At 37.1% G+C, this 24,918-nt stretch carries 22 protein-coding genes, 1 tRNA gene, 2 pseudogenes and 1 riboswitch; of the genes and pseudogenes, 17 read left to right on the top strand and 8 right to left on the bottom strand.

Annotation, left to right across the window (positions count from 1 at the left end):
* Positions 1-29: 29 nt before the first annotated feature.
* The 4 genes from PQ474_RS13715 to PQ474_RS13700 all read right to left on the bottom strand — a co-directional run bounded on the left by PQ474_RS13715 (position 30) and on the right by PQ474_RS13700 (position 3,533).
* The gene (locus PQ474_RS13715; RefSeq protein WP_273844257.1) at positions 30-275 is read right to left on the bottom strand and encodes a DUF2535 family protein; all 246 of its coding nucleotides are present in this window, start codon (positions 273-275) and stop codon (positions 30-32) included.
* Positions 276-473: 198 nt separating this feature from the next.
* The gene (locus PQ474_RS13710) at positions 474-812 is read right to left on the bottom strand and encodes a hypothetical protein (RefSeq protein WP_273844255.1); all 339 of its coding nucleotides are present in this window, start codon (positions 810-812) and stop codon (positions 474-476) included.
* Between the two features lie 359 nt (positions 813-1,171).
* On the bottom strand, positions 1,172-2,299 hold the full coding sequence (gene nspC, locus PQ474_RS13705) for a carboxynorspermidine decarboxylase (protein ID WP_273844252.1): 1,128 nt from the start codon (positions 2,297-2,299) through the stop codon (positions 1,172-1,174).
* Between the two features lies 1 nt (position 2,300).
* Positions 2,301-3,533: a saccharopine dehydrogenase family protein gene (locus PQ474_RS13700; protein ID WP_273844250.1), complete on the bottom strand. Its 1,233-nt coding sequence runs from the start codon at positions 3,531-3,533 to the stop codon at positions 2,301-2,303.
* A gap of 666 nt (positions 3,534-4,199) precedes the next feature.
* Between PQ474_RS13700 and PQ474_RS13695 the strand changes: the two genes are divergently transcribed.
* The 10 genes from PQ474_RS13695 (at position 4,200) to PQ474_RS13650 (ending at position 17,019) form a co-directional block, all read left to right on the top strand.
* Positions 4,200-5,132, top strand: coding sequence for an ABC transporter substrate-binding protein (locus PQ474_RS13695; protein WP_337956360.1), 933 nt, complete (start codon positions 4,200-4,202; stop codon positions 5,130-5,132).
* Between the two features lie 145 nt (positions 5,133-5,277).
* Positions 5,278-6,366: an FAD-dependent oxidoreductase gene (locus tag PQ474_RS13690; protein ID WP_273844248.1), complete on the top strand. Its 1,089-nt coding sequence runs from the start codon at positions 5,278-5,280 to the stop codon at positions 6,364-6,366.
* A gap of 262 nt (positions 6,367-6,628) precedes the next feature.
* Positions 6,629-7,966: a branched-chain amino acid transport system II carrier protein gene (gene brnQ / locus PQ474_RS13685; protein ID WP_273844244.1), complete on the top strand. Its 1,338-nt coding sequence runs from the start codon at positions 6,629-6,631 to the stop codon at positions 7,964-7,966.
* 955 nt (positions 7,967-8,921) lie between these two features.
* Positions 8,922-9,036, top strand: a riboswitch (SAM riboswitch).
* A gap of 91 nt (positions 9,037-9,127) precedes the next feature.
* A complete protein-coding gene (locus PQ474_RS13680; protein WP_273844241.1) occupies positions 9,128-9,505 on the top strand; it encodes a peptide-methionine (S)-S-oxide reductase in 378 nt (125 codons plus the stop codon).
* A 257-nt stretch (positions 9,506-9,762) separates the two neighbouring features.
* Complete coding sequence (gene dcuS, locus PQ474_RS13675; protein WP_273844238.1) at positions 9,763-11,340, top strand: DcuS/MalK family sensor histidine kinase; 1,578 nt, start codon at positions 9,763-9,765, stop codon at positions 11,338-11,340.
* Positions 11,333-12,040 carry a response regulator gene (locus PQ474_RS13670; RefSeq protein ID WP_273844235.1) on the top strand — a complete coding sequence of 236 codons (708 nt, stop codon included), beginning with the start codon at positions 11,333-11,335 and terminating at the stop codon, positions 12,038-12,040. The genes dcuS and PQ474_RS13670 overlap by 8 nt, the downstream gene beginning before the upstream one ends.
* Positions 12,041-12,166: 126 nt before the next feature.
* Positions 12,167-13,357 (top strand): NAD(P)-dependent malic enzyme, encoded by a 1,191-nt coding sequence (locus PQ474_RS13665; RefSeq protein ID WP_273844231.1) that lies wholly within the window; start codon positions 12,167-12,169, stop codon positions 13,355-13,357.
* A 30-nt stretch (positions 13,358-13,387) separates the two neighbouring features.
* A complete protein-coding gene (locus PQ474_RS13660) occupies positions 13,388-14,719 on the top strand; it encodes a 2-hydroxycarboxylate transporter family protein (protein ID WP_273844228.1) in 1,332 nt (443 codons plus the stop codon).
* Between the two features lie 726 nt (positions 14,720-15,445).
* Positions 15,446-16,390: an SGNH/GDSL hydrolase family protein gene (locus tag PQ474_RS13655; RefSeq protein WP_273844225.1), complete on the top strand. Its 945-nt coding sequence runs from the start codon at positions 15,446-15,448 to the stop codon at positions 16,388-16,390.
* A gap of 20 nt (positions 16,391-16,410) precedes the next feature.
* On the top strand, positions 16,411-17,019 hold the full coding sequence (locus PQ474_RS13650; RefSeq protein WP_273844221.1) for a YpmS family protein: 609 nt from the start codon (positions 16,411-16,413) through the stop codon (positions 17,017-17,019).
* Between the two features lie 94 nt (positions 17,020-17,113).
* On the opposite strand, the pseudogene PQ474_RS13645 reads toward PQ474_RS13650, so the two are convergent.
* Positions 17,114-17,318, bottom strand: a pseudogene (locus tag PQ474_RS13645) (transposase); the annotation flags it as partial.
* Between the two features lie 375 nt (positions 17,319-17,693).
* Entirely contained in the window at positions 17,694-17,921 is a 228-nt protein-coding gene (locus PQ474_RS13640) for a MarR family transcriptional regulator (RefSeq protein ID WP_273844218.1), read from the bottom strand.
* A gap of 197 nt (positions 17,922-18,118) precedes the next feature.
* Between PQ474_RS13640 and PQ474_RS13635 the strand changes: the two genes are divergently transcribed.
* The 4 genes from PQ474_RS13635 to PQ474_RS13620 all read left to right on the top strand — a co-directional run bounded on the left by PQ474_RS13635 (position 18,119) and on the right by PQ474_RS13620 (position 20,434).
* Positions 18,119-18,715: a cell wall hydrolase gene (locus PQ474_RS13635; RefSeq protein ID WP_273844214.1), complete on the top strand. Its 597-nt coding sequence runs from the start codon at positions 18,119-18,121 to the stop codon at positions 18,713-18,715.
* A gap of 326 nt (positions 18,716-19,041) precedes the next feature.
* Positions 19,042-19,134: a YjcZ family sporulation protein gene (locus PQ474_RS13630; RefSeq protein WP_273844212.1), complete on the top strand. Its 93-nt coding sequence runs from the start codon at positions 19,042-19,044 to the stop codon at positions 19,132-19,134.
* A 469-nt stretch (positions 19,135-19,603) separates the two neighbouring features.
* On the top strand, positions 19,604-20,071 hold the full coding sequence (locus PQ474_RS13625) for a hypothetical protein (RefSeq protein ID WP_273844210.1): 468 nt from the start codon (positions 19,604-19,606) through the stop codon (positions 20,069-20,071).
* A 177-nt stretch (positions 20,072-20,248) separates the two neighbouring features.
* A complete protein-coding gene (locus tag PQ474_RS13620) occupies positions 20,249-20,434 on the top strand; it encodes a hypothetical protein (RefSeq protein ID WP_273844208.1) in 186 nt (61 codons plus the stop codon).
* A gap of 534 nt (positions 20,435-20,968) precedes the next feature.
* Here the strand turns inward: PQ474_RS13620 and PQ474_RS13615 are convergent.
* A tRNA-Gln gene (locus PQ474_RS13615) sits at positions 20,969-21,043 on the bottom strand.
* A 235-nt stretch (positions 21,044-21,278) separates the two neighbouring features.
* Here PQ474_RS13615 and hprK point away from each other — a divergent pair.
* Positions 21,279-22,214 carry an HPr(Ser) kinase/phosphatase gene (hprK, locus tag PQ474_RS13610; protein WP_273844205.1) on the top strand — a complete coding sequence of 312 codons (936 nt, stop codon included), beginning with the start codon at positions 21,279-21,281 and terminating at the stop codon, positions 22,212-22,214.
* A gap of 137 nt (positions 22,215-22,351) precedes the next feature.
* Positions 22,352-22,498 (top strand): annotated as a pseudogene (locus PQ474_RS26620) (FIMAH domain-containing protein); the annotation flags it as partial.
* Between the two features lie 117 nt (positions 22,499-22,615).
* Here PQ474_RS26620 and PQ474_RS13605 read toward each other — a convergent pair.
* Positions 22,616-23,560 carry an AraC family transcriptional regulator gene (locus tag PQ474_RS13605; protein ID WP_273844203.1) on the bottom strand — a complete coding sequence of 315 codons (945 nt, stop codon included), beginning with the start codon at positions 23,558-23,560 and terminating at the stop codon, positions 22,616-22,618.
* Between the two features lie 279 nt (positions 23,561-23,839).
* On the opposite strand from PQ474_RS13605, the gene PQ474_RS13600 reads away from it, so the two are divergent.
* The gene (locus tag PQ474_RS13600; RefSeq protein ID WP_273844200.1) at positions 23,840-24,883 is read left to right on the top strand and encodes an autoinducer 2 ABC transporter substrate-binding protein; all 1,044 of its coding nucleotides are present in this window, start codon (positions 23,840-23,842) and stop codon (positions 24,881-24,883) included.
* The last annotated feature ends 35 nt before the right edge of the window (positions 24,884-24,918 follow it).

Here is a 24,918-nt window from a genome sequence, read left to right as displayed (position 1 = left end):
CTTTGCTTCTCACTCTAAATCAGCCCCACTCAAGCGTTTTCCCGGACTTCATAAAATAAATCCTCGAAATCAGACCATTTTATTTTTCGTTTTAAATACTCTCGAAAGGAATAGCAGCTTTTTTCCTCGGGGTTATTGTAAAGGGATGAGATAAAGATTTGCAAACGAGCTTGAATCATAAAATAATAACGATCAGTTGATCCTACTACAGGGATTTCAGTAACTTTTACCTTCTGACCCGTAACATTTCTGAACTCAATTCTCTTATAAAACACAGTATCAGCCTCTTTTTTACCCGTTTTATATTTATTATAACCAATATAGTTAGAACAGTCTAAATTTAATGTAAGTTAGATTGTACGTTTTTTGTAAAAACTAGTTCCTTTTTTATAAGAAATAAGGGTCGTGTCACCAAATATTATCCTCTTGACCTATCCTCATATAATAGATAACTAAGATATTAAATCCAGACTTTATTTACATTTTGTATGCTTACTTTTAATGATGACCTTCATGATGTTGTTCATTACTCTTCTTAGGCAATGAATCGAATCTAGTTCGGAAAGAGAACCAACGGTAAATTGTTTGGTTGGCATAACTTTAGATTCACTCGTATTTGCTACCAGCTTAACAAAGTATAGACCCTCGTCTTCAATAATCGTAGTAACTCTATATATTCCGTTCCCTACATCTGCATGTTCAGAAAAGTATTGCTTTTTCTGTTCTTCTCCGTTCTTCCAAATAAAAAACTCTATATGTCCTAATTCAGGAACTTCACCATCAAATTGTGACAAAAGGGCTTGGATATCCAAAACTTCACCTGGGTCTATTTTCTCAGTCATGAAAATTTTAGTATAGCCTGGTGAACTTTAAGTGTGTCATGGAAAAAGTGACTAATTATAGAGCTACTTATAAAAATGAGCAACTTTTTATCTATAGGAGCGAACAGTTTACTTAACGGGATCGAGTCCCACGGGGGCGACGTTCTACTGTTTTAATCAGACATATAGAAAAAGGTCAACCAGGAAAATCTGGCTAACCTTTTATTACGAATGGATGCATTATTCCGACAACAAGGGAAACAACAGAAAAATGTACCATGTCTTTGGAGTAAAATGAATGACAATCTGGTTCGTTAGAGGACTTCCTTTGTGGAGGTCCCGTTACTCTATTAAGCAAGTCTCATCTTAAAATCTTCATAGCCAAACTCACGCACGATACGATAATCTCCATCTTGATCTTTAACGGCAATCGCTGGTAATGGCATGCCATTAAAAGTGGTGTTTTTCACCATCGTGTAGATCGCCATGTCACCAAATACTAATCGATCTCCACTTTTTAATGGATGATCAAATGAGTATTCACCAATGACGTCGCCAGCAAGACATGTTTGCCCGCCAAGTCGATACGTAAATGATTTCTCATTGGCTTCCCCTGATCCAAGAAGGGGAGGGCGGTAAGGCATTTCTAATACGTCTGGCATATGGCAGGTTGCAGACGTATCAAGGATCGCAATCTCCATATCATTTTCTAGTTTATCAAGAACAGTCGTGACGAGAAAGCCTGCGTTAAGGGCAATCGCTTCTCCTGGCTCGAGATAGACTTCCAAATGATATGTATCTTGCATTCTCTTAATACATTTTTCAAGTAAGGCAATGTCATAATCTTCTCTTGTGATGTGATGACCGCCACCGAAGTTGATCCATTCCATTTGTGACAACCAAGGCCCGAACTTTTCCTCAATCGCATTTAACGTGGTTTCTAGGTCGTCAGAGTTTTGCTCGCAAAGTGTGTGGAAATGAAGACCTGACACACCATCGAGCAAATCTGGACGGAAGTTTTTGATTGTTACACCAAAGCGGGAACCAGGAGAGCATGGATCATAGATCGCATGCCCAACCTGTGTAGAGTGCTCAGGATTGATACGTAAGCCCACTTTTTTTCCAGCTTGAAGCACTTTGTCTTTAAACTTTTCAACCTGTGAGAAAGAATTAAAGATAATATGGTCACAATAGGAGATAATTTCATCGATCTCATCATCGCGATAAGCAGGGGCAAAGCAATGATTTTCTTTGCCCATCTCCTCATAACCAAGTCGTGCTTCATATAACCCGCTTGAAGCCGTACCACTTAAATACTTCCCAATTAGTGGATACATCGCAGACATCGAAAAGGCCTTTTGTGCAAGGATAATCTTCGAATCTGTCCGTTCCATAACTCCGTTTAGGATCTTAAGATTCTTTTCTAACAGGCCCTCATCTACTACATAACAGGGTGTTGGTAATTCCTCAAACCTCATCTTAACGGACAGTCTCCGCTTCTTTGATCGGTTCGTTATCCACAAGCACTGGGTTATTGCTTTCTTGCCATGGCAGACCCCATTTGTTTAATGCTTCCATGAATGGATCTGGATCGAATTCTTCGATATTGAATACGCCTGGTTGGTTCCACTTACCAGTCAAAAGCATCATCGCGCCAATCATCGCAGGAACGCCTGTCGTATAAGAAACGGCTTGTGAGCCTACTTCTTTAAAGCACTCTTGGTGGTCACATACGTTGTACACATAGTATGTTTTCTCTTTGCCATCTTTTTTCCCTTTGAAAATACAACCAATGTTTGTTTTTCCAACTGTACGGGGTCCAAGAGAAGCTGGGTCAGGCAATAACGCTTTTAAGAATTGAAGGGGAACGATTTGTTGTCCCTCGTATTCAATCGGCTCAATGGAAGTTAGACCAACATTTTCAAGACATTTCAAGTGAGTTAAATAACTCTCACCAAACGTCATAAAGAAACGAATTCGTTTAATGCCAGGGATATTTACAGCAAGAGATTCAAGTTCTTCATGATACAGTAAGTACATATCTTTTTCCCCGATCTCAGGGAAGTTGTACACTCGCTTAATTTCCATAGGATCCGTTTCGATCCATTCACCATTCTCCCAGTAACGTCCATTTGCAGACACTTCACGGATGTTGATTTCAGGATTGAAATTCGTCGCAAAAGGATAGCCGTGATCCCCTGCGTTGCAGTCAAGAATATCAATGTACTCAATTTCATCAAAGTGATGCTTTAAGGCATGGGCAGAAAAGACACCAGTTACCCCAGGATCAAAGCCGCTACCTAAAAGAGCTGTAATCCCAGCTTTTTCAAAACGCTCACGGTAATCCCACTGCCATTTATATTCAAATTTAGCCGTATCTTCAGGCTCATAATTAGCTGTATCCATATAGTTTACTTTTGTTGCAAGGCACGCATCCATAATCGTTAAATCTTGGTACGGTAACGCTAAGTTCATAACGATATCTGGTTTAACCTCTTCTATTAAAGCGATTAGCTCATCAACATTGTTGGCATCCACTTGCGCTGTCGTGATTTTTGTTTTTCCGCCATCTAATTTCGCTTTTAAGTCATCGCATTTAGATTTCGTACGACTAGCGATACAAATCTCTTCAAACACCTCGCTGTTTTGTACACATTTATGAATGGCTACTGATGCCACCCCACCACAACCAATAATAAGTGCTTTTCCCATTATCCATATCTCCTAACTAAATAGATTTTGCAAATGCAAAAGAAGTCCGTACAACTTGACATAGTAGTAGCTTAACTGTTGAGGATGTCTTTAGCAAAAATAACGCTCAAAAGACTTTTTCTACAACAAAAAAGCAAGTGTACAACGCGCATCATCGCGCACAACACTTGCTAAGATATCATCATCAATATTAAAAAAGCAGGAGTCATTCCATGACAAAAAATAGATGTATGGGATCTATATCATAAATAAAATGGAACCATTATGATAGAAAGCTCTTTAATATTTAAAATATCTTAATAGGATCAGAGTCTATATAGCAAATAATTACTTCTTAGCACTCTTATTGACCGTTTCACAAGTTGATGTGCAAATGCACTGGTTATAAAGTAACCAACTTATAAAATTTGAGCTTTTAACTCAATCAATAAGGCAACTTAAGTTGCCAGTCGGCATTTGACCCAGCTGTCCGTATGGCTTTAACTTACATAAGTAAGTGGTCAAAATTATCTGCTTGGAAAGACCTGATTTAGTAAGTAAATATTAGCTTTCCAATTAATGCTTCTCTAGATTATCAACTTATAATTAAAATATCAATAGGGATATAGAAAAAATGTGAAAAAAGATTGAAGTGCTAAAAATAGAAATAAGCATGCCGATACTCTTATTTACGAAGTTGATCCCGAAAAGCTGGGGTATTATGAAGAAGAAGGGCTCGATGTTGAAGTCGTCGCCTTGCCTGGACGTCCAGCAGAAACGACTGGATTGGTGGTAGCTGGCCAAGCTGACTTAACCATTGCTCAACCTGACGCCCACATTTATCCGATTGCTGAAGGGAATGATCAAGGTCTTATCTGGACTTTTACGCCTTACCAGGGTCCGGTGTTCGGCATTGTCGTAGACGAATCAAGTGAAATTACGGAAGCGAGTCAGCTTGAGAACAAGACGGTTGCGATGACGGCATTAGGGCCGCCATTTGAATCGTTCATGAATGCCAATGTCATCGAAACAGGAGGGGATCCATCAACCATTGATACGGTAGCGATTGGTAGTAACCCAGCTGCGATGGAGGCGCTTCGCAGTGGGGGAATCGAAGCGATCGTTGGAAATCGATCTGAAATGGCACTTGCATCCCAAGTGACTGGGACTCAAACGAGATTACTACCTTTGCCTCCTGAAGTAGCAGATGGTTTAGCAGCCGGATTCATCATACGGAAAGATTCTGATCAGACGGAACGAGAAGCAATTGCACGGTATATCCGAGCGGTTGTGAAATCAGCGATTTTCGCACAAGAAAATCCAGATAAAGCAGTTCAACTAAGCTGGGAGCTCTATCCTGCATCCAAGCCAACGGATAAGCCAGAGGAGCAGGCTTTGGAGGAAGCTAAAGTATCACTAGCGGAAACAGTCGATCAGTATCGCCCTTCGTCCGATGGTGTGTGGGGATACATTTCTGAGGAGCGTTGGCAGAAGTTTTTGGAATCTAATGGATTTAGTGATAAAATTCCAGACGTGACAACCCTCTACGATTACTCTCTGCTCGACTTGATCAACTCATTTGATGAAGAAGAGGTAAGGGAACAAGCGAGAAACAAGTAGAGTGATCGTTGCCTGCATGCTAGGTTTCTGACAATCTCTCGTTCAAGACAGAATCTTAATTGTAGCTTAAATAGTAGAGTGACTCGTGTATGTTCATTTAGTTCCTATAAAACTTATTTACACTAAAAATGAGGGGGAATTTAGTATGAAATCTAAGTCTGAATTAAGAGTTGCGATTATTGGAGGGGGGATTGGTGGTGCTGCGACTGCGGTTGCTTTACAACGAGAGGGCATTCGTGCAGATATTTATGAGCAAGCACCAGTGATCAAGGAAGTTGGTGCAGGAGTTGGGCTGCGTCCTCCAACTGTTCACTTTTTCAAGAATTGGGGAATCTATGAAGAAATAGAGAAGAAAAGTTCGAAGAGTGATTTTATGCAAGTAGTAGCGTGTAATGGGGATGTCTTAGTGAGTGAAAGATGGCCTTTGTTAACCGATAACCCAGAAGGAAAGTGGGCGAGATTGATTCATCGTGCCGATTTAATCGAGACTTTTCTGAATCAATTACCATCCGATTCCATCCATTTAAGTCACAGGTTAGAGTCGATAACCGATCAAGGAGATCATGCAGAAATTCTTTTTGAGAACGGTCATTCCATTGAAGCGGATTTAGTCATTGGAGCAGATGGGATTCGGTCCACGATTCGTTCAAAGTTATTTAGTGATACAAAGCCTATTTATTCCGGAACCCATGCATACCGGGCTATTGTGAATGACAAAGAGGCATTCGAATTAGTTCTTGATCACACCTTTAAAGTATTTGTCGATGGTGGCATTCAAATCTATATCTTACCGTTACACCATAGAAATCAAGTTTCATTTGATGTGACTCTCCAATCTAAAGATCCATCATGGAGACCGATCGTCGAGAAAAAAGACATTGTCAAACATCTAAAAAACTTTGACACTAAAATCCAGAAGATCGCAGAAAATGTAGAAGAGTACACCTGTCGATCCATATACGATATAGATTCCATCGAACGTTGGCATTCAAATTGTGTAACCCTGCTTGGTGATGCTGCACATGCGATGCTTCATCATACAGGTCAAGGAATACAAGATGCTGGAGTTTTGGCTGAAGCCCTGCGTGAAGCCGATTCCATTCCAGAAGCGCTCCAAACATTTCAGGCTCGAAGAAAACCAGTAACCGATAAATATCAAGAACTCTCTCGTCAGGAACCATCTATAGAATCTGAAACGGCTTTTCCGGAAAAAGGTCACTTTGAAAAGGCTTGAGGCTGGTTAAAATATGTTAAAGTCTTATTGAAATTGAAAAAATATAAGAAGCAGGTTTCCTACGAGGGAATACCTGCTTTTAAAATTTAATGTTCTAATATCATTTTATTTTCAGAAAAAAATTGTATTAGAACTTTTTTTGTGATATATTATCATCCGTCGCAAGATGAACCGCGTGCATTTCCAAAACTATAATTTAGTAATATTCTATTTAGTTTTGGAATTCAGGGTGTGGTGTCTGCGTATTTAGGAGGATTATAAAATGTCATCAAGAGATTCATTTGCAAATGTGATTGCAGTAGGGTTTATGTTGTTCGCTTTATTTTTTGGAGCTGGGAATTTAATTTTTCCTGTTATGCTTGGTCAATTGGCTGGTGAGAACATCTTTGCAGCCAATGCTGGCTTTATTGTGACTGGTGTTGGATTGCCGATCTTCGGAATTTTGGCTTTAGCCTATTCTGGTAAAAGTGATTTACAATCACTAGCCAGTCGAGTACATCCGTTGTATGGGATCATCTTTACGGTTGCTCTTTATTTAGCGATAGGACCACTTTTTGCCATACCTAGAACAAACACAGTTTCTTTTGAAATGGGAATCAGACCGTTTCTAGGTAATACCGATAGTTTTCTACCATTGTTGCTTTTTACGATTGTCTTCTTTGGGATCACGTTATATTTTTCCTTGCAATCTAGCAAACTTGTTGATATTGTCGGAAAGGTATTAACACCATTATTGTTAATTTTCATCGGAATCCTTATTGTTATTGCTTTTATCAATCCTATTGGACAAGTTCAAGCTCCGACTGAATTATATATGACCAATAGCTTCTTTAAAGGGTTCCAAGAGGGATATTTAACGATGGATGCCCTTGCTGCTTTTGTGTTCGGTATTCTTATTATTAACATTATGAAAGATCGAGGGGCGACGACGAAAAGGGTACTCATGGTTTCTACCTTAAAAGTTGCCTTGGTCGCTGGAATTTTGCTTGCAATCATCTATTCATCTCTTTCCTACATGGGAGCAACAAGTGTTACCGAGTTAGGGCGTTTAGAAAATGGAGGCGTCATTTTAGCTAGTGTATCCCAGTATTATTTCGGTGGATTTGGTAAAGTATTATTGGCTTTAATCGTTATTGCAGCTTGTTTAACGACAAGCATTGGGTTAATCACTGCTTGTGCCTCTTACTTTACAAAATTAGTGCCTGCGATCTCTTACAAAAGATGGGCTATTCTTTTTACTATTCTTAGTGCGGTCATTTCGAATTTTGGCTTATCGACCTTAATAGCGATCTCGGTGCCTGTATTATACATGCTTTATCCATTAGCTATTTGTTTAATGGTATTAACATTTTTACACCCCTTTTTCAAAGGGAAAACGGAAGTATATCAAGTTAGTATGTTATTCACATTGACGGTTAGCATTTTTGAGGGGTTAAAAGCAGCAGGTATCCAATTCGGGGTCATTGATGATCTATTCACTGCGATTCTTCCTTTGTATTCTGTTGGTTTAGGTTGGGTTGTTCCAGCTGTAGTAGGTGGAATCATAGGAAGCTTGATTCGTTTAAGAAAACATGAATCCCCCTTAGTGGATGGGAATTAATTGGGAATATTTTGAGTGAAATCCATGTAATCATTTGATTAAAAGGCTATCTAGCAACCTAATGTAATGGGTGTTAGATAGCTTTTTATATGTAGATTACAGATGAGAAGTTTCTTAAATACTTCAATCATCATATACTTGGTGTAATGAAAAAATGGTTAAAAAGAGAGTGGTGTGGAACATAATTAATAATAGGAAAAAACTAATAAATCTTCTAAGTAAAACGAACATGATGATTATTTTTGGTATAGCTTTCCTTATATCTCAAGTTATCATATTAAATATACTAAAGAACTTAAGCTTTCGAGATGTTTTTATTTTGCAAACAACCTTTGATCCTTTAACGTTTTCTTATATTGTGAATAAATGGATTTCAAGAGGGTTAATAGATGAGTATTTTTTACATTACTATTTTGATTTTATTCATCCATTTTTTTATGCTTCATTCTTGGGAGCCATTATCAGCAAGGCGTTAATGAAAGGAATAGTTTCAGCTAAATATAGTTTTATTGTTTATTTACCCTTTTTAGCAGGTTTGTTCGATATATTTGAAAACATTCTTCATCTATATATGATACATAAAAATATATTTACAACCGAAATAGTCGTGACAAGTGCCATTTTTACAAATTTAAAATGGCTACTATCTTTTTTTTGCTTACTAGTATCTCTACTATTTATGAAGAAACGTAAACAGTTGAAGAGTTAGGAATTGTAGAACCATTTGTTTCGAGGAATTTGAAAGTTTTATAAACTTGGTTAAACTCTTGCCCCGAGTGCTTTAAAGGAAGGCACTTAAGCACTCGCGGTCAGGAACCTTTTTTTGGCGCATTCCTTATCAGAAAATAGATCTTATTCATTATTCTTAAAATATTACTTGAATTTTAGATAAGTGGTTGTTAATATTAATAACAATAAAGTTGTTAAATAATAAAAAAATTAAATAGCGATAAACTTCTTATCCAGAGTGGTAGAGGGACAGGCCCTATGAAACCCGGCAACCATCAAGTTACATGTTGACTTGAACGGTGCTAATTCCTGCAAAGGTGTTAACCTTTGAAAGATGAGAGCAATGGTATTTAATTATACGAACCTCTCTTTAAATCAAAGAGGGGTTTTTTTAATGGATAGAAGGCTTATCGCTCAGGAGGAGCGGAAATAATGGAAAGAGCAGTGTTTGGAGCAAGCGAATTTTTCAGTCAAGAAGCATTTATTACAGATTGTCGTGGTATTGACTATGTTCAAATAGGACAATTAAAAGGGACAAATATAGATATAGTAGAAATTTGGTTTGATCCCTGGAAAGTATCTTATAAGGAATTATTAGAATTGTTTTTTGACTTACATGACCCAACAACTAGAGAAGGTCAGCCATTTAAAAATCAATCATTCATTTTCTTTTCTACTATTAATCAATTAACAGTAGCTAAACAAAAGAAAAACGAACTAAAACATATAGTGAAAGATGAAGTGATTACAGAAATTACTCCAGTATGGGAACATAGTAGTAGCTTGAAAGAGATCAAATTAATCTCTTAATGAAACCTTACATGAGCACCATATCAAAGATCATTTCATTACATGGATCTAAGCTAAAACGTACTTTAGGTGTATTACATGAGGAGGGCACTGTAGTCTAAGACTTTAATTGATATTTTATATCTTCAACAATAAGCAGCGAGATGCTTTCGACGAGTGTCAGGCACCGTTTCTAATTGAGAATAATGAACTTATTGACTATCATTAGATTTATATGTAAGAAGGAAGTGAGGAAGCTGTTAATAAGAAAGTTTAAAATGCGCACGATTATTCTCTGGCTTGTCTACATAGTCGTGGTTTTGTCCTTGTTATTTACTGATCTCTTAGTAAGTAGATCCATCAACGATAATAGTATAAGGTACGAGGAAGAAAAGGCGCTTACAGTCGCAAGAATTGTGTCTCAAGCAGAGGTGGTACAAAAAGGGTTGACAGAAGAATCGGCAAAAGAAATCCAACTGTATGCCAATGACATTCGTCAATCAGCAGATGTTCTCTTTGTTGTTGTGATGGATATGAAAGGAATTCGCTATTCTCATCCAAACAGCGAGCAAGTGGGAAAACATTTTGAAGGTGGGGATGAAGCTCCTGTGCTTGAGGGGGAGGAGTATAGTTCGATATCAGAAGGGACGATTACAACTTCACTTCGATCGTTTACCCCAGTGATGAATGAACAAGATGAACAAATCGGTGCAGTGGCTGTTGGGATTTCTCTAGAACATATACAACATATTATTAATCAAAACCATAGAAATATTATTGTCGGTTCTCTTCTTGGACTGTTAGTAGGGTTGATTGGTGCGTTGTTGATTGCTAATTACATAAAGAAAACGTTATATGGGCTAGAACCTCCTGAAATTGCAAAAATGCTAGAAGAGAGAAATATGATGCTTCAGTCTGTCCACGAAGGAATCATTGCGGTAGATAGGAATGGACGGATTACACTTGTCAATAAATCAGCTCTTAAATTGTTCAAAAAAGCTGGATTGCCAGAACAACCGATAGGGATGGATGTTACGATGTATTTACCGATGAACGGTCTTGAGCGTGTTTTAAAAACAGGAGAACCGGAGCTAGCAAGAGAGATCGCCATTAATGAAACCTCATTATTAGTGAACCGTGTCCCACTCATTGTTGATAATCAGGTGATCGGCGCGATTTCGACCCTCCGAGATAAGACGGAGGTCAAAGAGCTTGCACAGGAATTAACTGGAGTGAAGCTATATGTGGATGCTCTTCGTGCGCAGTCCCATGAGATGAAAAACAATCTTCATGTGATTTTAGGAATGGTGAGAATCGGAGAATATGAAAAATTGAAAACATTTATTCTTGAATTGGTGAATCATAAGAATCATGAAATTGGACAAGTGACAGACATTCAAGATGCGGTCCTATCAGGTTTCTTGTTAGGCAAGTTAAGTTATGCTAGAGAATGTGGAGTGAACTTATCCATTAAAAGTAAAAATGTGATTCCAAAAGCTGAGTCAAAAGACGTCATTCATGAGATTATTACGATCTTAGGCAACTTAATTAATAATGCGATCGAGGCTGTAGAAGATGGTCCATTTAAGAAGGTTGACGTGGTGTTACATCTTAAAGATCAGCAATTGAAAATGGAAGTGAAAGATACGGGAGCCGGTATAAAAACAGAGGATTTAGCCGAAATATTTGAAAAGGGGTTTTCAACAAAAGGAGAAGATCGAGGGTATGGTCTAGCTCTAGTGAAAGCAAGTATTGACGATCTTAATGGCAACTTAACGATTGATTCGTTTAAGGGGTCCGGGACAACGGTTACAGTTGAAATTCCATATGAAATAAAGGAGAATTCTATTGATTAAGGTGTTAATTTTAGACGATGATCCAATGGTAGCAGAATTTAATAAGCGCTATTTAAATGAAGTCGAAGGTTATGAATTAGCAGCGATGGCAAAGTCTTTCACTGAAGCGATGGAAGTCATTAAAACAGTAGACATTGATTTACTGTTATTAGATATTTATATGGCCGGAAAAAATGGACTCGAATTATTACAGCATATAAGAACGAAAAACAAATGGAAGATCGATGTGATCCTAGTGACAGCGGCCGATGACGTGGATTCGATCCAAACGGCACTAAGGTACGGGGCGGTTGATTATATTATCAAACCGTTTGAATTTGAACGATTCAACCAAGCCTTAACCACTTATAGGGAAAAGTATCATTTGCTTAACAAGCAAAATTCTTTTAATCAGGCAGAACTAGATCGTAAAATTCTTCATCAAAATGAGAGCAAACATGCATCGTTACCGAAGGGGCTAACACCAAATACACTAAAAGTTATTGTTGACGCCATTCTAGAAAAAAGAGACGAACCTTTTTCAACCGATGAAATTGCCGAACGAGTACAAGTGTCACGGGTATCTGTTCGAAAGTATATTAAATTTTTAAAGGAAATGGGTGTACTTGGAGAGCGAATGACATATGGGGCTATTGGAAGGCCGGTCTATTTATATGTAAACAAAGACCTGACTAAATTAACATTTCAGCACTTTTCTTAAGCGGCCTCTGGTCGCTTTTTTTAGTTACAAAAAGTTTCTTAAGTTTCATAAACTGTCACAAGTTATTCAAATTTATTAAACTATGTTTAGAATGATTGAAACCGATTACAACAGGGGGAGAATAAAGTGAATCATAAGAATTTAAAAGAACTAGCGATTCAATTACATCGTCAATATAAAGGGAAAATAGAAGTAGTTAGTAAAGTAGAGATTAATAGTGAAGCAGACTTAAGCCTTGTGTATACACCAGGTGTAGGAGATGTTTGTAAAGAGATAGAGAAAAATCCTGAGGAAATCAATCATCTTACATCAAGAGGCAATATGGTAGCGGTCGTAACGGATGGCACAGCGGTTCTTGGTTTAGGTGATATTGGGCCAGGGGCGGCAATGCCGGTGATGGAAGGAAAATGTATGTTGTTTAAAACGTTTGCCGATATTGATGCATTTCCTATTTGTTTGGATACAAAAAATGTAGATGAGATTGTCGCAGTTGTGAAAGCGCTACAACCAACGTTTGCCGGTATAAATTTAGAAGATATTTCAGCGCCACGCTGTTTTGAGATTGAAGAGCGGTTAAAAAGAGATCTTAATATACCTGTGTTTCACGATGATCAACATGGGACGGCAATTGTTGTGTTAGCTGGTTTATTAAATGGTGTAAAAGTAGTCGGGAAGCAAATGGAAAAGGTGGAAATTGTGATTAATGGGGCAGGAGCCGCAGGAATTTCGATCGCAAAATTGCTATTACGAGCAGGCTTTGTAAATATCACTCTTGTCAGTTTAGAAGGGGTTGTTCATAAAAGTGAAGACTGGTTAAATCCAAACCAGCAGAACATCGCTAAAGTAACGAATAAGAAAAACATTAAGGGGACATTGCAAGATGTCATTATAGATGCAGACGTATTTATAGGAGTGTCTGGACCAGCTGCCTTAAAGCCAGAACTGGTGAAGAAAATGGCTAAGGATCCCATTGTATTTGCAATGGCGAATCCGATTCCAGAAATTTACCCTGAGGAAGCACTAGCAGCAGGAGCGAAAGTAGTTGGAACAGGCCGTTCAGACTATCCCAATCAAATAAATAATTTACTCGCATTTCCAGGTATTTTTCGGGGGGCAATGGATTCAGGTGCTACAGATATAACGGTTGAGATGAAGATTGCTGCTGCTTATGCAATCGCAAACATGATACCAGAAAAAGAGTTGAGCTCAAGCTTTGTCATTCCGAATGCACTTAACAAGGAAGTTCCTAAAGTTGTTGCAAGAGCTGTTGCAGATTCAGTGTTAAAACAAGGTCAAGTAAGTATAAAAACAAGTTAATCATGGATATGAAGAGGGGAAGTGGGAAATATGGAACAAACAGCTAGAAAATTAGAAGAAAAAGAGTCTATAAAAAAAGAATTAAAACTACATGAGCTTAATCCCAATGCTCAATTAAAAATAATGGGTCTTCCCATTCTGTGGTTTGCACTCTTTTTACTCGTGACGATTGTAACCGTTTATACTGGTAACTTACCGACAGGGATGATCGGCAGTTTACTTGTAATGGTCGTGTTTGGTGAAGCACTTGGTTGGATTGGTGATCGATTACCAATTGTGAAAACGTATTTGGGTGGAGGAGCAATTGTCGCTATTTTTGGATCAGCTTATATGGTCTACAGTGGAATTTTGCCAGAGAGCGTTTCAACGGGTGTTAATGAATTTATGACAACGGGCGGCTTCCTTGACTTCTATATTGCTGCTTTAATTACGGGAAGTATTTTAGGAATGAACTCAAAAGTACTCTTGAAAATTGGTGTTCGTTATTTTGTGCCAATATTTGGAGCCGTTATTGGAGCGATGGCAATAGCTGGGTTAGTAGGGATTCTAATTGGTTTCTCTATTCAAGATGCCGTTTTAGTTATTGCACTACCAATTTTAGGTGGTGGTATGGGGGCAGGTGCCATCCCAATGGCACAAGTATATTCTGAATTTTTAGGGAACCCACCGAGTTATTATATTTCGATTTTAGTTCCTGCTTTAGCACTTGGGAATGTTTTCGCTATCGTGTTTGCAAGTCTTTTAAATAGTCTTGGTAATAAATTTCCTTCTTTATCAGGGAATGGACAGCTTATTCCAGGTTTTAAGATAGAAGAAAAAAAATCAAAGTTTGATCTTTCAAAAATGGGAATGGGATTACTTGCCGCATTACTATTCTTTGCATGTGGTCACTTGTTAGGGGCTATTATCCCACTTCATCCGTATGCTTTAATGATTATATTAGTAGCTATTGCAAAAATTGGGAATCTCATTCCAGAAAACATAGTTGAAGGTGCGAGCCAGTGGTATCAATTTGTTGCAAAGACATGGACCCTTGCTTTATTATTCGGGATTGGCGTAGCGTTTACCGATTTAAATGCTGTACTAGCTGCATTAAGCTTACAATACATTTTACTAGTTGCAGGTGTAGTGTTTGGTGCTGTATTAGGTGCAGCTCTACTAGGGAAGTTAGTTGGCTTTTATCCGATTGAATCAGCGATCTCTGCGGGATTGTGTATGGCAAATATGGGAGGAACAGGCGATGTTGCAGTGTTATCAGCAGCAAAACGTATGCAGTTAATGCCGTTTGCACAGATTGCTTCTAGACTAGGTGGAGCGCTAATTTTGTTATTAGCAGGTCTGATCATTCCCCTATTTGTTTAAACAATAGGTATAGCCATGCTACCCTTGGTTCGAGAGGTACAAAAAGATTGCTTTTAAATGGGTGCTCTATATGGGCACCTTTTTTTGTGTGTCCTCCATCTTTAATACTTGTCTTAGAAGGTAAGAAGATTTAGATGTTACAACGACCAGCTACCTCAACCAGACTGGGATAGTCCCTCTAGACATCGAAATAAAAGGATAAGGCACTTTGATTATCATAGGTGGTTGGCACAAATGGAAACAAGTACGTCAGCAGGAATATTACATGTTTTTGAGCAAAATGATCACGGATAATGCTCTTTAGTAAGAATGATGACTTTCAACAAGAGCTAACAAAAGCATTGGAATTGAATGAAATAACCTTTTGCTATTTCATCACAATTAAAGGCGACTATATGTATGAGAAACTCTCTTGCTTCCCGACAGGAACTGCAAGGGGGAGCGTGGAAGACAACTATATTCGGGTAGTCTTTTGATGAATCCCGTATGGAAAAAAGTGAAGTTCCCCTGTATACGGTAGTGTTAACCTAATTCATAACAATAAAAATTGTATGATACCTTCACTACATGTCTACCATTCTTTTGATTAAGCTACTATAATTTGTTGTTTTACGAAATATTGGTATGAATGATAAAATGAATTAACTGTTTTTCCTAAGGATTGAGTAGCTTTCGTTTAGAGAAATAGATGATGATATGACTATAAATGGTAGGTGTGATGTAACTGTGCAAGGAAAGAAAGCAGCAATCATGATTGCTAGTTTAATAGTAGTGTGTTTCCTTCTATATTTATTTCTTCCAGATTTTAATCAAACAAAACTAGAAAGAGAGAAAACGGTATCTTCAATCATTAAGGGATCAAAAATAGAGAATCATTTAGGAGATAATGTAGTAGAAGAAGAGGAACAACTAGTAGAAGAGAACCATCATGATAAACCAATAACTGAACAAATTAAGGATAAGGTCAGGGAAGTAGTAGAAGGAGCAATTAATTTAGTCAAAAAGGATCAAAAGATTGTGGCGATTGGTGATTCCCTCACTCAAGGAATAGGAGACGAGACAGAGAATGGTGGTTATGTAGGGATCCTAAACCACACGTTCGAAGATCATAACTTAAAACTCACAGTAGAAAACTTTGGAAAAAGAGGAAACCGTACAGATCAATTGTTAAAACGGCTGGACCAAGAAGAAATTGTATCCTCTATCAAAGAGGCTGATATTATTTTAATAACAATTGGTGCTAACGACATTATGAAAGTTGTACAAAACCATTTTACTAATCTTACTATTGAGCCTTTCCAAGAAGAAAAAGTGGGATATATAGAGCGATTAACTGGTATTTTTAATAAAATGAATCAGTTGAACCCAGATACACAAATTTTTTTGATTGGTTTTTATAATCCATTTGAACGTTATTTTAGTGAGATTGAACAATTAGAAATGATCGTGGATGATTGGAATGATGCAGCTAAATCAGTGACAGAAGAATTTAGCAATGTGTATTATATTCCAACAAAAGACTTATTTATTAATTCCGACCTAGAGTTATTAGCTGATGATCATTTTCACCCAAACACGAGTGGCTACAAACTAGTTGCAACGCGTGTTTTAGAATATTTGATAATGTTCAGTGAAGAAACCGAGATCGCCAAAGAGAATATAGAATTATGACAAAAGAAAGGTGAAATAAATTGGATCAACCAAGAAAAAAATCGAAATGGAAAATTTTATTTCTAAGTTTAGCAGGGATTAATGGACTTCTCCTTGGCCTTTTCCTACTTCTTCTTTTGTGGCCCGTTTCTCATTCAGAATTACCAGAAAAAGAGTTTATTGAAGAGGTTTCGGGGGCCGAGTTCACGGTCCATTCGAGTAAGCAAAATTTAAACGAGCTTGTGAATGGGTATGCAGATAAACTGCTGAAGGATAAGGATAATAAATATTTTGTTGAATTCGATGATGATGTCCATTTGTTAGGTTCGATTGAAGCCTTTCAAACTGACATTCCCTTTTCAATTACCTTGCAGCCCTTTGTCCAAGAAAACGGGGACCTTGTCTTACGTCCAACTGTCATGTCTCTCGGTTTATTACAGTTGCCGAAAAAGAAAATACTTGAATACGTTAAGAAAAATACCCCAACACCGGAGTGGGTAGAAATCGACCCTAAAAACGAAATGATCTATATTGCTGTTACGCAAATGGAAGTGAAAAGTAATTTCAAAGTAAAGGTACAACAATTTGATTTGAAAAACGATAAAATTTCCTTCCGTATTAAAGTGCCGAATAAAACATTAGGATTATAAGAGTGATTTCAAGTAAGGATAACTAAAGTTAAGTGCCTAGTCCTAGTGTAGTAAATATCTTATGTAAGAAGTCTGTACGCTAGTTTTAGATTTTCTCGCGGATACGAGCAACCTTTGCTTTTTGTTTACGCCAGTTACTTGAACCGAACACACGCCTTGATATGATTTGTTGAGCTTTCGCTAACTTTTCCTCTGAGGACTTAAATAACAGTTGCTGTTATATTTCGTACCATCTGATAGGATAGCGAAGTCCTTAATCCAACATCAACACCTGTATTAGAATTCGTTTTAGGTACCTGAAAACTAAGTGAAGAGGATTTTGAGGTAGGTAAAAGGAGGTTTAGGTACCTGAAAACTAGGTGAAGAGGATTTTGAGGTAGGTAAAAGGAGGTTTAGGTACCTGAAAACTAGGTGAAAAGGATTTTGAGGTAGGTAAAAGGAGGTTTAGGTACTTTAAAACTCGAGATTTCAATTTTGAGGTGCCTAAAGAGTCTCTATAGTCCTTCTATTATTTCAAAGAACTCAAAACCTAAAGTGCTTGGGGTAGGTACTCTTTTTATAGTCTATTCAACTTTAGTTACTTAGAGATTCATTTTGTTTCTTTAATTTCTTATGAAGAAGGTTTAATTGGTACATCAATTGTTCGTATTCTTCAAACTCTATATTGCATGAATTTAACTCAGTAGCGATTTTTCCCTGATTGCTTGTTTTTCTTCTAAAGCTTTTGATTGGAGGAAAATAGAGACTTTACGTTCATCGGCTGTAGAACGCTCTTTTTTCGCCCAACCATTGGCTTCCATCCTTTTAACCATTGGTGTTAAGGTTCCTGTACCTAAATTTAATCGCTCGCCTAATTCCTTTACGGTAAGACCGTTTTCCTCCCAAAGTGCTAATAAGGCCAAGTACTAAGGATCGGTAATAACCAAGGGTAATTGTTTTATCTAGTTTGCCCAACCAACAATCCCGGTAGGATCATCAGCAATGAATGAGGAACAACAACAATTGGTTAACCTACCAATAATCTACTAATGAGGTTATTAGGTAAACCTGTTAGCCTTTTAGATGGGCCTGTACCATTCTAAAAACAGGAGGTTAACAAATGAAAAAATTATTTACCTTATTACTTACAATGATCCTAGTAATGGGTTCTTATACTATTCTCCCTGCCATTCAAGGAAATGCTGAAGCAGAGAAATCTACTCAAAATGGTGACATCGTAAAATTATTATGCGGGAAATATGATATCGACAAGACAGAAAACCACTTAAAAAACGTATGTTTAGACGATGAGATTAATCCTTTACTGACCTTGCCTGAAAACATAGAGAAGGCTCTAACTATCTCAGACAAAGAAAAAAAGTTACTAGCTCAACTGGTTCATGCGGAAGCAAAAGGTGAGCCATATGTTGGTAAAGTAGCGGTGGCAACGGTTGTATTGAATCGTGTAGAACACGAAGAATTCCCTGATACAATTGCGGAAGTGATTTATGAAGAGAATGCATTTGAACCTGTTCAAAATGATTCTATAAATGAACCAGCTGATAAGGATGCGTATAAAGCTGTTACAGAAGCTTTGCTTGATCAAGGAAATGAAGAGGAGGCACTCTTCTTCTATAACCCTGATACAACAACAAGCGATTGGATTTTTACTCGTGAAGTGATTAAGATCATTGGAAATCACGCATTTGCTATTTAAAAAGGTCGTACAGTTCATTTAAATGAAACTGTACGTTTTTTTTTTGACTTTATCTTTTCTCAAAAATCAAATATTCACACGAATTCTATAATCATAAGTATATTAGTAAAAATGAAAAGGTAGATAAACAAATGACTCGTGTACCACTTCTATTGATGGTCCAACCCCCACAGAGACAGATATGGTGGTAGAACAAGTTTGTAATTTTAAAAAACATTAGTTTGAAATTGAGTAAAAAGCCGTCAACATACATCGTGTCCATATAATTTCGAACAACATAAACTAGTTAGTGCGAAGGATAGTTCATTAAAAAGGAGTGACATGATATGTCTTACGCACCTGTAAATAACTTTGCGTTAATCGTCGTGCTGTTTATCTTATTGATCATTGTCGGAACATCGTTTGTTAAGTCTTACTAAGCACGTTGAAAAGAGTCAACATTTATACATGTTGACTCTTTATTTTTTCAGTGGGTTTGGTACGGAAGTGAAAAATGATGTGCAACAATTGATCATTATGTCATAGTCGTTCATATTCTTTCTCTAGAATCAGGCACCTTTTCTATGGTTGTATAAGTATAAAGGAGAATGATGTAGTGTGCCAAAGCTGTCACAGTAATGGTTTGGGTAGGTATCACTTAGTTGGACAAAGTGACTAATGAAAAAAACTTGATAAAAACCCTAGAGGGAGTCTGTTTAAATCAGAGTTTGATTAAAAGTTAGTAACCTGTGATAGCTCATAGCAGGAAAATATTGTGTTTAAAGCACCACAGTAATTGTAGGTGCATTTTTATGATTAATGATTATGGGCTAAAACAGATATGAATATAGGGGCAAAAATCTAAAAAAAACATAGGATATAATGAAATCTTAAAAGTGGGTGAATGAATTGAATGATTATCCTTATCGACAAGATTGGTCTTCTGTTTTAGAACTTTTAAATTACAGTTTATATGGCGAAGGAATGGTTTGTTCCATGAGTACACAACTATTTCACATCCCAGCTACAGAAAATCTAGAAGGTAACCCTGAAATGCATAATCATCTGGTTCCAGCTTCTTATCATCGAGTAACAGCAGTAGGTTGTGTCCAACGATTACAACGTGACGAATATCATAATTCGATAATTAAAACTTTAATTTCCTGTGTGAATAATGGATTAAGAGAAGACCAAGAAGTAATGAGATGGTTACACGTAATGAGAGACAATGCACCTACTGAATATAGGTCGTTTATTGAAAGCATTATCAGTTGGCAGCAACAAACCGAACAAAGTTTAGCTTCTGCTCAACAGCTTTTAAGACAAATGGGATTTGAAACTCAAGATCAAAACCAATATGGAGAATTTGTTTATTAGTATTTCTTAAGCCAACACTTTTTAGAGGTTGGCTTCTTATTCTTTCTGGATTTAAGCTTAGCAGTCTTTGATAAGCGGGTTATTAGCGAAGTTTGCGGAAGCCTCTTTAATATGCCAAAAACGATAACGTATAATTCTCTTTCTAATTCTCATAATAAAAAAGAAGGAGTGATACAAATGGCGAAACGCAATGGCAAGACAAACGCAGATCAAAAGAATAAACAAGGGTTTGACTCAAGTAAAACCGATTCAGAGTTCTCTAAAGAACTAGGCGGCAGTGCAGCTGCTAATCGAGCGCACAAAGAAAAAGCTAAAAAAATGAAATCATCGAAAAACCAAGGAGAATGGAATGGGATGAATTAATTTATTTTTATGATTTTGCACCGCAGTCATAATGAGTAAGTTATGACTGCAGCATAAAGTCTTCCTGTTACCAAAGGCAGGGGACTTTTTTGGTTGGAGCTTAGTTAAATGCAATAACAATAGCTTGCGTTAATTAATAAAGGCTGTTGAGAAGAGATAATCCTATCTAAACAACCTGAGGAATGCACATAATTACTGAATTTACTGTGGTTGTCTGTGTATCAGTCCCTTTATAATCATATCAAGAATTTAACCAATAGTTAGTTAGTGGTAGAAAGGTGAATAGCAAAAGGATGGATGTATAGAACCGTGTACCAAATAAAGTGCCTGTCCCTCGGCTCATTAAAGCATTACCGTACTGGAGGACAGGCACCTTTTACGATTTATTTCTAGCATCAGAAGAGTCCGATTTTATTAAATGGGCTGTATTGAATGTAGATGGTGGGATGATAAAATAACTATTTTGTTTCCTGACCTCCAGATATTAAGATACTGGGAGCCCGGGACTTTTTTATATAGGGATTAATAAGTAAATGGCTGGGCTAGCAGGATTCGAACCTACGCATGACGGAGTCAAAGTCCGTTGCCTTACCGCTTGGCTATAGCCCAACAACATTTTTATTATGGATTTTATTAAACGAATTATTCGTTTTAAATTTTTTTCTTTTGAAGTAGAATAGGTTCCTGACCGTCCAGTGGATGAAAGTGCTAGGGCAGGAACCTTTTTTTTTACATATTGGTCTAGCTGGTAATAATCTTAATTGTGCCGTATCATGAAAGATGCACTTTTAGAGTATTTATTTAGGGGAAGAAATAAGCAGGCAATGATGGTGGTGAATAAAAAATGAAAAAACTAACTGTAGAAGACTTGGTAAAGAAGTTTTCATTGAAAGTATTAACTGGTGAAGATCAGTTACAAAAAAACATTACTCAATCACGTTCGCATCGTCCCGGTTTGGAATTTGTTGGACATTTTGATTTTTTTCCGACGGAACGCGTTCAAATATTAGGAAGAAAAGAAATTAACTATTTGCATAAGTTAAGCAAAGAGGAACGAAGAATAAGGATTGGTAATATCGTTCATTACCACCCTCCATGTTTCATCGTGACGGCTGGTGAAGTAGAACTTACCTATTTAACTCATTATTGTAAAGAAGATCGCATCCCTTTATTGGTAACAGATACAGTAGAAACGACATCTGAATTTATTATCATGTTAGATGCCTATTTACTAAAAAACTTGGCACCGGAAATCTCGATCCATGGAGTTTGTATGAATGTGTTTGGGGTTGGGATTTTGCTTCGTGGGCAATCGGGGGTGGGAAAAAGCGAGCTTGCACACACTCTCATTGGGCGAGGACATCGTCTTGTGTCAGATGATCTGGTCGTCTTAAAGAAGCTTAGTCCGCGAACCCTTCTAGGAACCCATGATGAAAAAACAAAGGAATTTTTGGCTCTCCGGAGTATTGGGTTATTAAATGTTGTCAGGATGTATGGTCGAAAAGTATTTCAAGATGAAACAAGAATTTCTCTCGATATTAACTTAACGAAATGGGAAAAAGATTCCTTGAATAATGAATTGGAACATGATGCTGCCTATACAGATTATATGGGGGTAAAGGTTCCTTCCATTGAAATTCAACTTCAGCCTGGACGAGACATAGCAGGACTTATTGAAGCAGCAGCAAACAACTGGTATTTAAGGCAGTCAGGATACAGTGCGGCAGAGGAGTTTATGAGTAGGATTGAGGCGGATTTGTCGAATGATAGAGGGGAATGAGCTGTGGGATGAGACCGAAATAGGAACATCCCTTTTTCTGGAGAATGTAATTAAACTTTTAAAAGAGTATATTAGCTCTAAATATGTAAAAATTCCTTTTACGAATCAACTAGAAAATACTTTGAAAACAAGTTCAACACCATCTAAATAAGAGATCAAAGAAACAAGCAGAACAGCATATGAACAACTTCTTAAAGCATTTAGAAAATAAAGATGCAAACGTAACAGAAGTAGCAAAGATTCATCTGCTAATAGGAGCTCATTCGCGAAGTAGCAGTTGGTAGTTATTTTTACTTTTAACAGCTCTACTAGAATTAGTTCAATTGATACTCGCAGCCAACCCGTCATACAAAACGGTTTGGCTGATTTTCTTTATATAAATTTCTTGCTACGTTAAGTTCTTAAAGCTTGCTTGACTTTCGGTATTTCGAAGGAGTTGTATGATAAACTTTTTGAAATTGTTTATAAAAAAAACTGACATTGTTATATCCTACTTCATTGCAAATTCTCTCAACTGTTAAGTCCGTGTTGTCTAATAAAGTGGCCGCCTCTCTAATTCTTTCCCCGTTCATTATTTCCTTAAGAGTTTTAGAGGTTTTTCGTTTTAATAAGCTGCTTAGATAATTTGGGTGATAATTAAAATGCTCTGCCATAGATTGTAAAGTCAGTGTTTTAAAATTAGCCTCGATATAATTTAGAAGGGTAGAGATAACAACCTTTTCCTTGTCTTTTGACTTACCTATCATACTAGTTTGATAAACTTTTAGTAATTCTGAAAAAGTTAACACTAAATAACAATTTATAATTTCTTCGGAACAGATAGACTTATCGTAGTATTCACACATTAATTCCACCATAAAATGGTGAATTTTTTTATTCCCACCACTCTTGAAGTGGATATAATGTTGTTTTTTATTTTCATACATTGCATTTATTAAGAAATTAGTCATAACACGGTTATTAGCAAGTCTACTAATTAATGAACTACTAAAATAGTTCTTTCGTAATAAGATATTTATGATTATGTCATTTTCGCCGACTGCGGGAAGCGAATGCTCAACACTCGTGTCTAAAATGCATATTTCTCCTTGTGATAATATGATTTCCTCGTTATTAATAATTTGGGCGATGCTACCGGAATAGACATAAATCATTTCAATATAGTCATGAGCGTGTTTGGGCGTTGTAACAAATCTTGGATGTTTAAGTAAACTTATATTTTCGTTATGGGGAATTAAATGATCGGCACTTAAAATGCTTTTAATAAATTTCCCTTCAAAGTTTTTGGGGTTTTCTTCTATCGGACTCATTTTGAATAACATTTTATCTAAATCTTTAGGATCCATGTTTGTCCCTTCTTTATTCAATATCTTAAGTTTGGTTAGTTTCATCTTAATTTTTGCTATTATATAAGGTGATTATAAAGTATAAAATGGTAAAAGAAAACGTCTTATAGGATTGTCTCCATATATACGATCTAGCATGGCATCATAGCGACTTAATTGATTGAATAATCAAAAAAATCAAGTCAGACGTTAAAGCTATTACATAATGTGAGGAAGGAACTTTTTCTTTTAGGGCTAAGTCTTATCGACAAAATGACAAAATCGAAGGGGCATGGAACTATGAGACTCTCATTTTTACTCTTATATACATTATTAATTGTAAGCGGTTGCACCCCTTTGGGTGATCCGAGTGATAATCAGTATGAGGTGGTTTATAAGATTAATGACATACACTCAACGGAAATTGAAAAATGGAGGAGTGAAGAAATTACGATTGCTTTGGTGCCGAAATTGATCAATATTCCTTATTTTAATGCGGTTAAGGAGGGAGCGCTAGAAGCTGGAAAAGACTTAGGGGTTGAAGTGATTTATACAGGATCCCTTCTGGCAGATGCCAAACAGCAAATAAAGATCATTCAGGATCTAATAGAACAGAGAGTAGATGTCATTGCCGTTTCAGTAAATGATCCAAAAGAATTAGCGCCTGTCCTATTGGAAGCACAAGCTCAAGGGATTATCGTGATAACTTGGGATGCCGATGCAGTTCCTGAAGCAAGAGATTTCTTTATCAATATGGTTGATCCTGAGGTACTCGGTCGTCATTTAATGGACATATTAGCCTGGAATACAAGTGAAGAAGGAGAGTTTGCTATTATGACAGGTTCTATGTCAGCTGCCAATTTAAATGAGTGGTTGGATTGGATAAAAGTTCAACAGGAAGAAAACTATCCAAATATGAAGCTAGTTGAGGTAGTGGCAACAGATGATGATCCTAATAAGGCTTATACGAAAGCGAAAGAGTTATTACTCGAATACCCCAATTTAAAGGGGATTATCGGAAATTCATCGGTAGGCCCACCGGCAGCAGCACATGCCGTGAAAGAGCAAGGAAAGCAGGGAGAGGTTGCAGTCGTTGGGTTATCTTCGCCTAATCAGATGAATGAACATTTAAAAGATGGTTCTGCGCAGATTGTTACCTTATGGAGTCCAAAAAAGTTAGGCTATTTGACGGTTGCCCTCTCAAAAAATGCAGTGAATCAAACGAATCCGTATGACAGACAATATATTCCAAAAGTCGGAAACATTCATGTCATTGACGATGTGGTGATCATGGGAGAACCAATCGATTTTACGAAAGACAATGTGGATCAATATGACTTTTAATTGGCGGAAATTTAGTAACTACCAGCTACGAACCA

Source organism: Halalkalibacter alkalisediminis, from assembly GCF_028610705.1.
Lineage (GTDB): Bacteria > Bacillota > Bacilli > Bacillales > Bacillaceae_D > Halalkalibacter > Halalkalibacter alkalisediminis.
The sequence above is the reverse complement of the archived record's forward strand: the minus strand, read 5'-3'. Positions and strand labels throughout refer to the sequence as shown.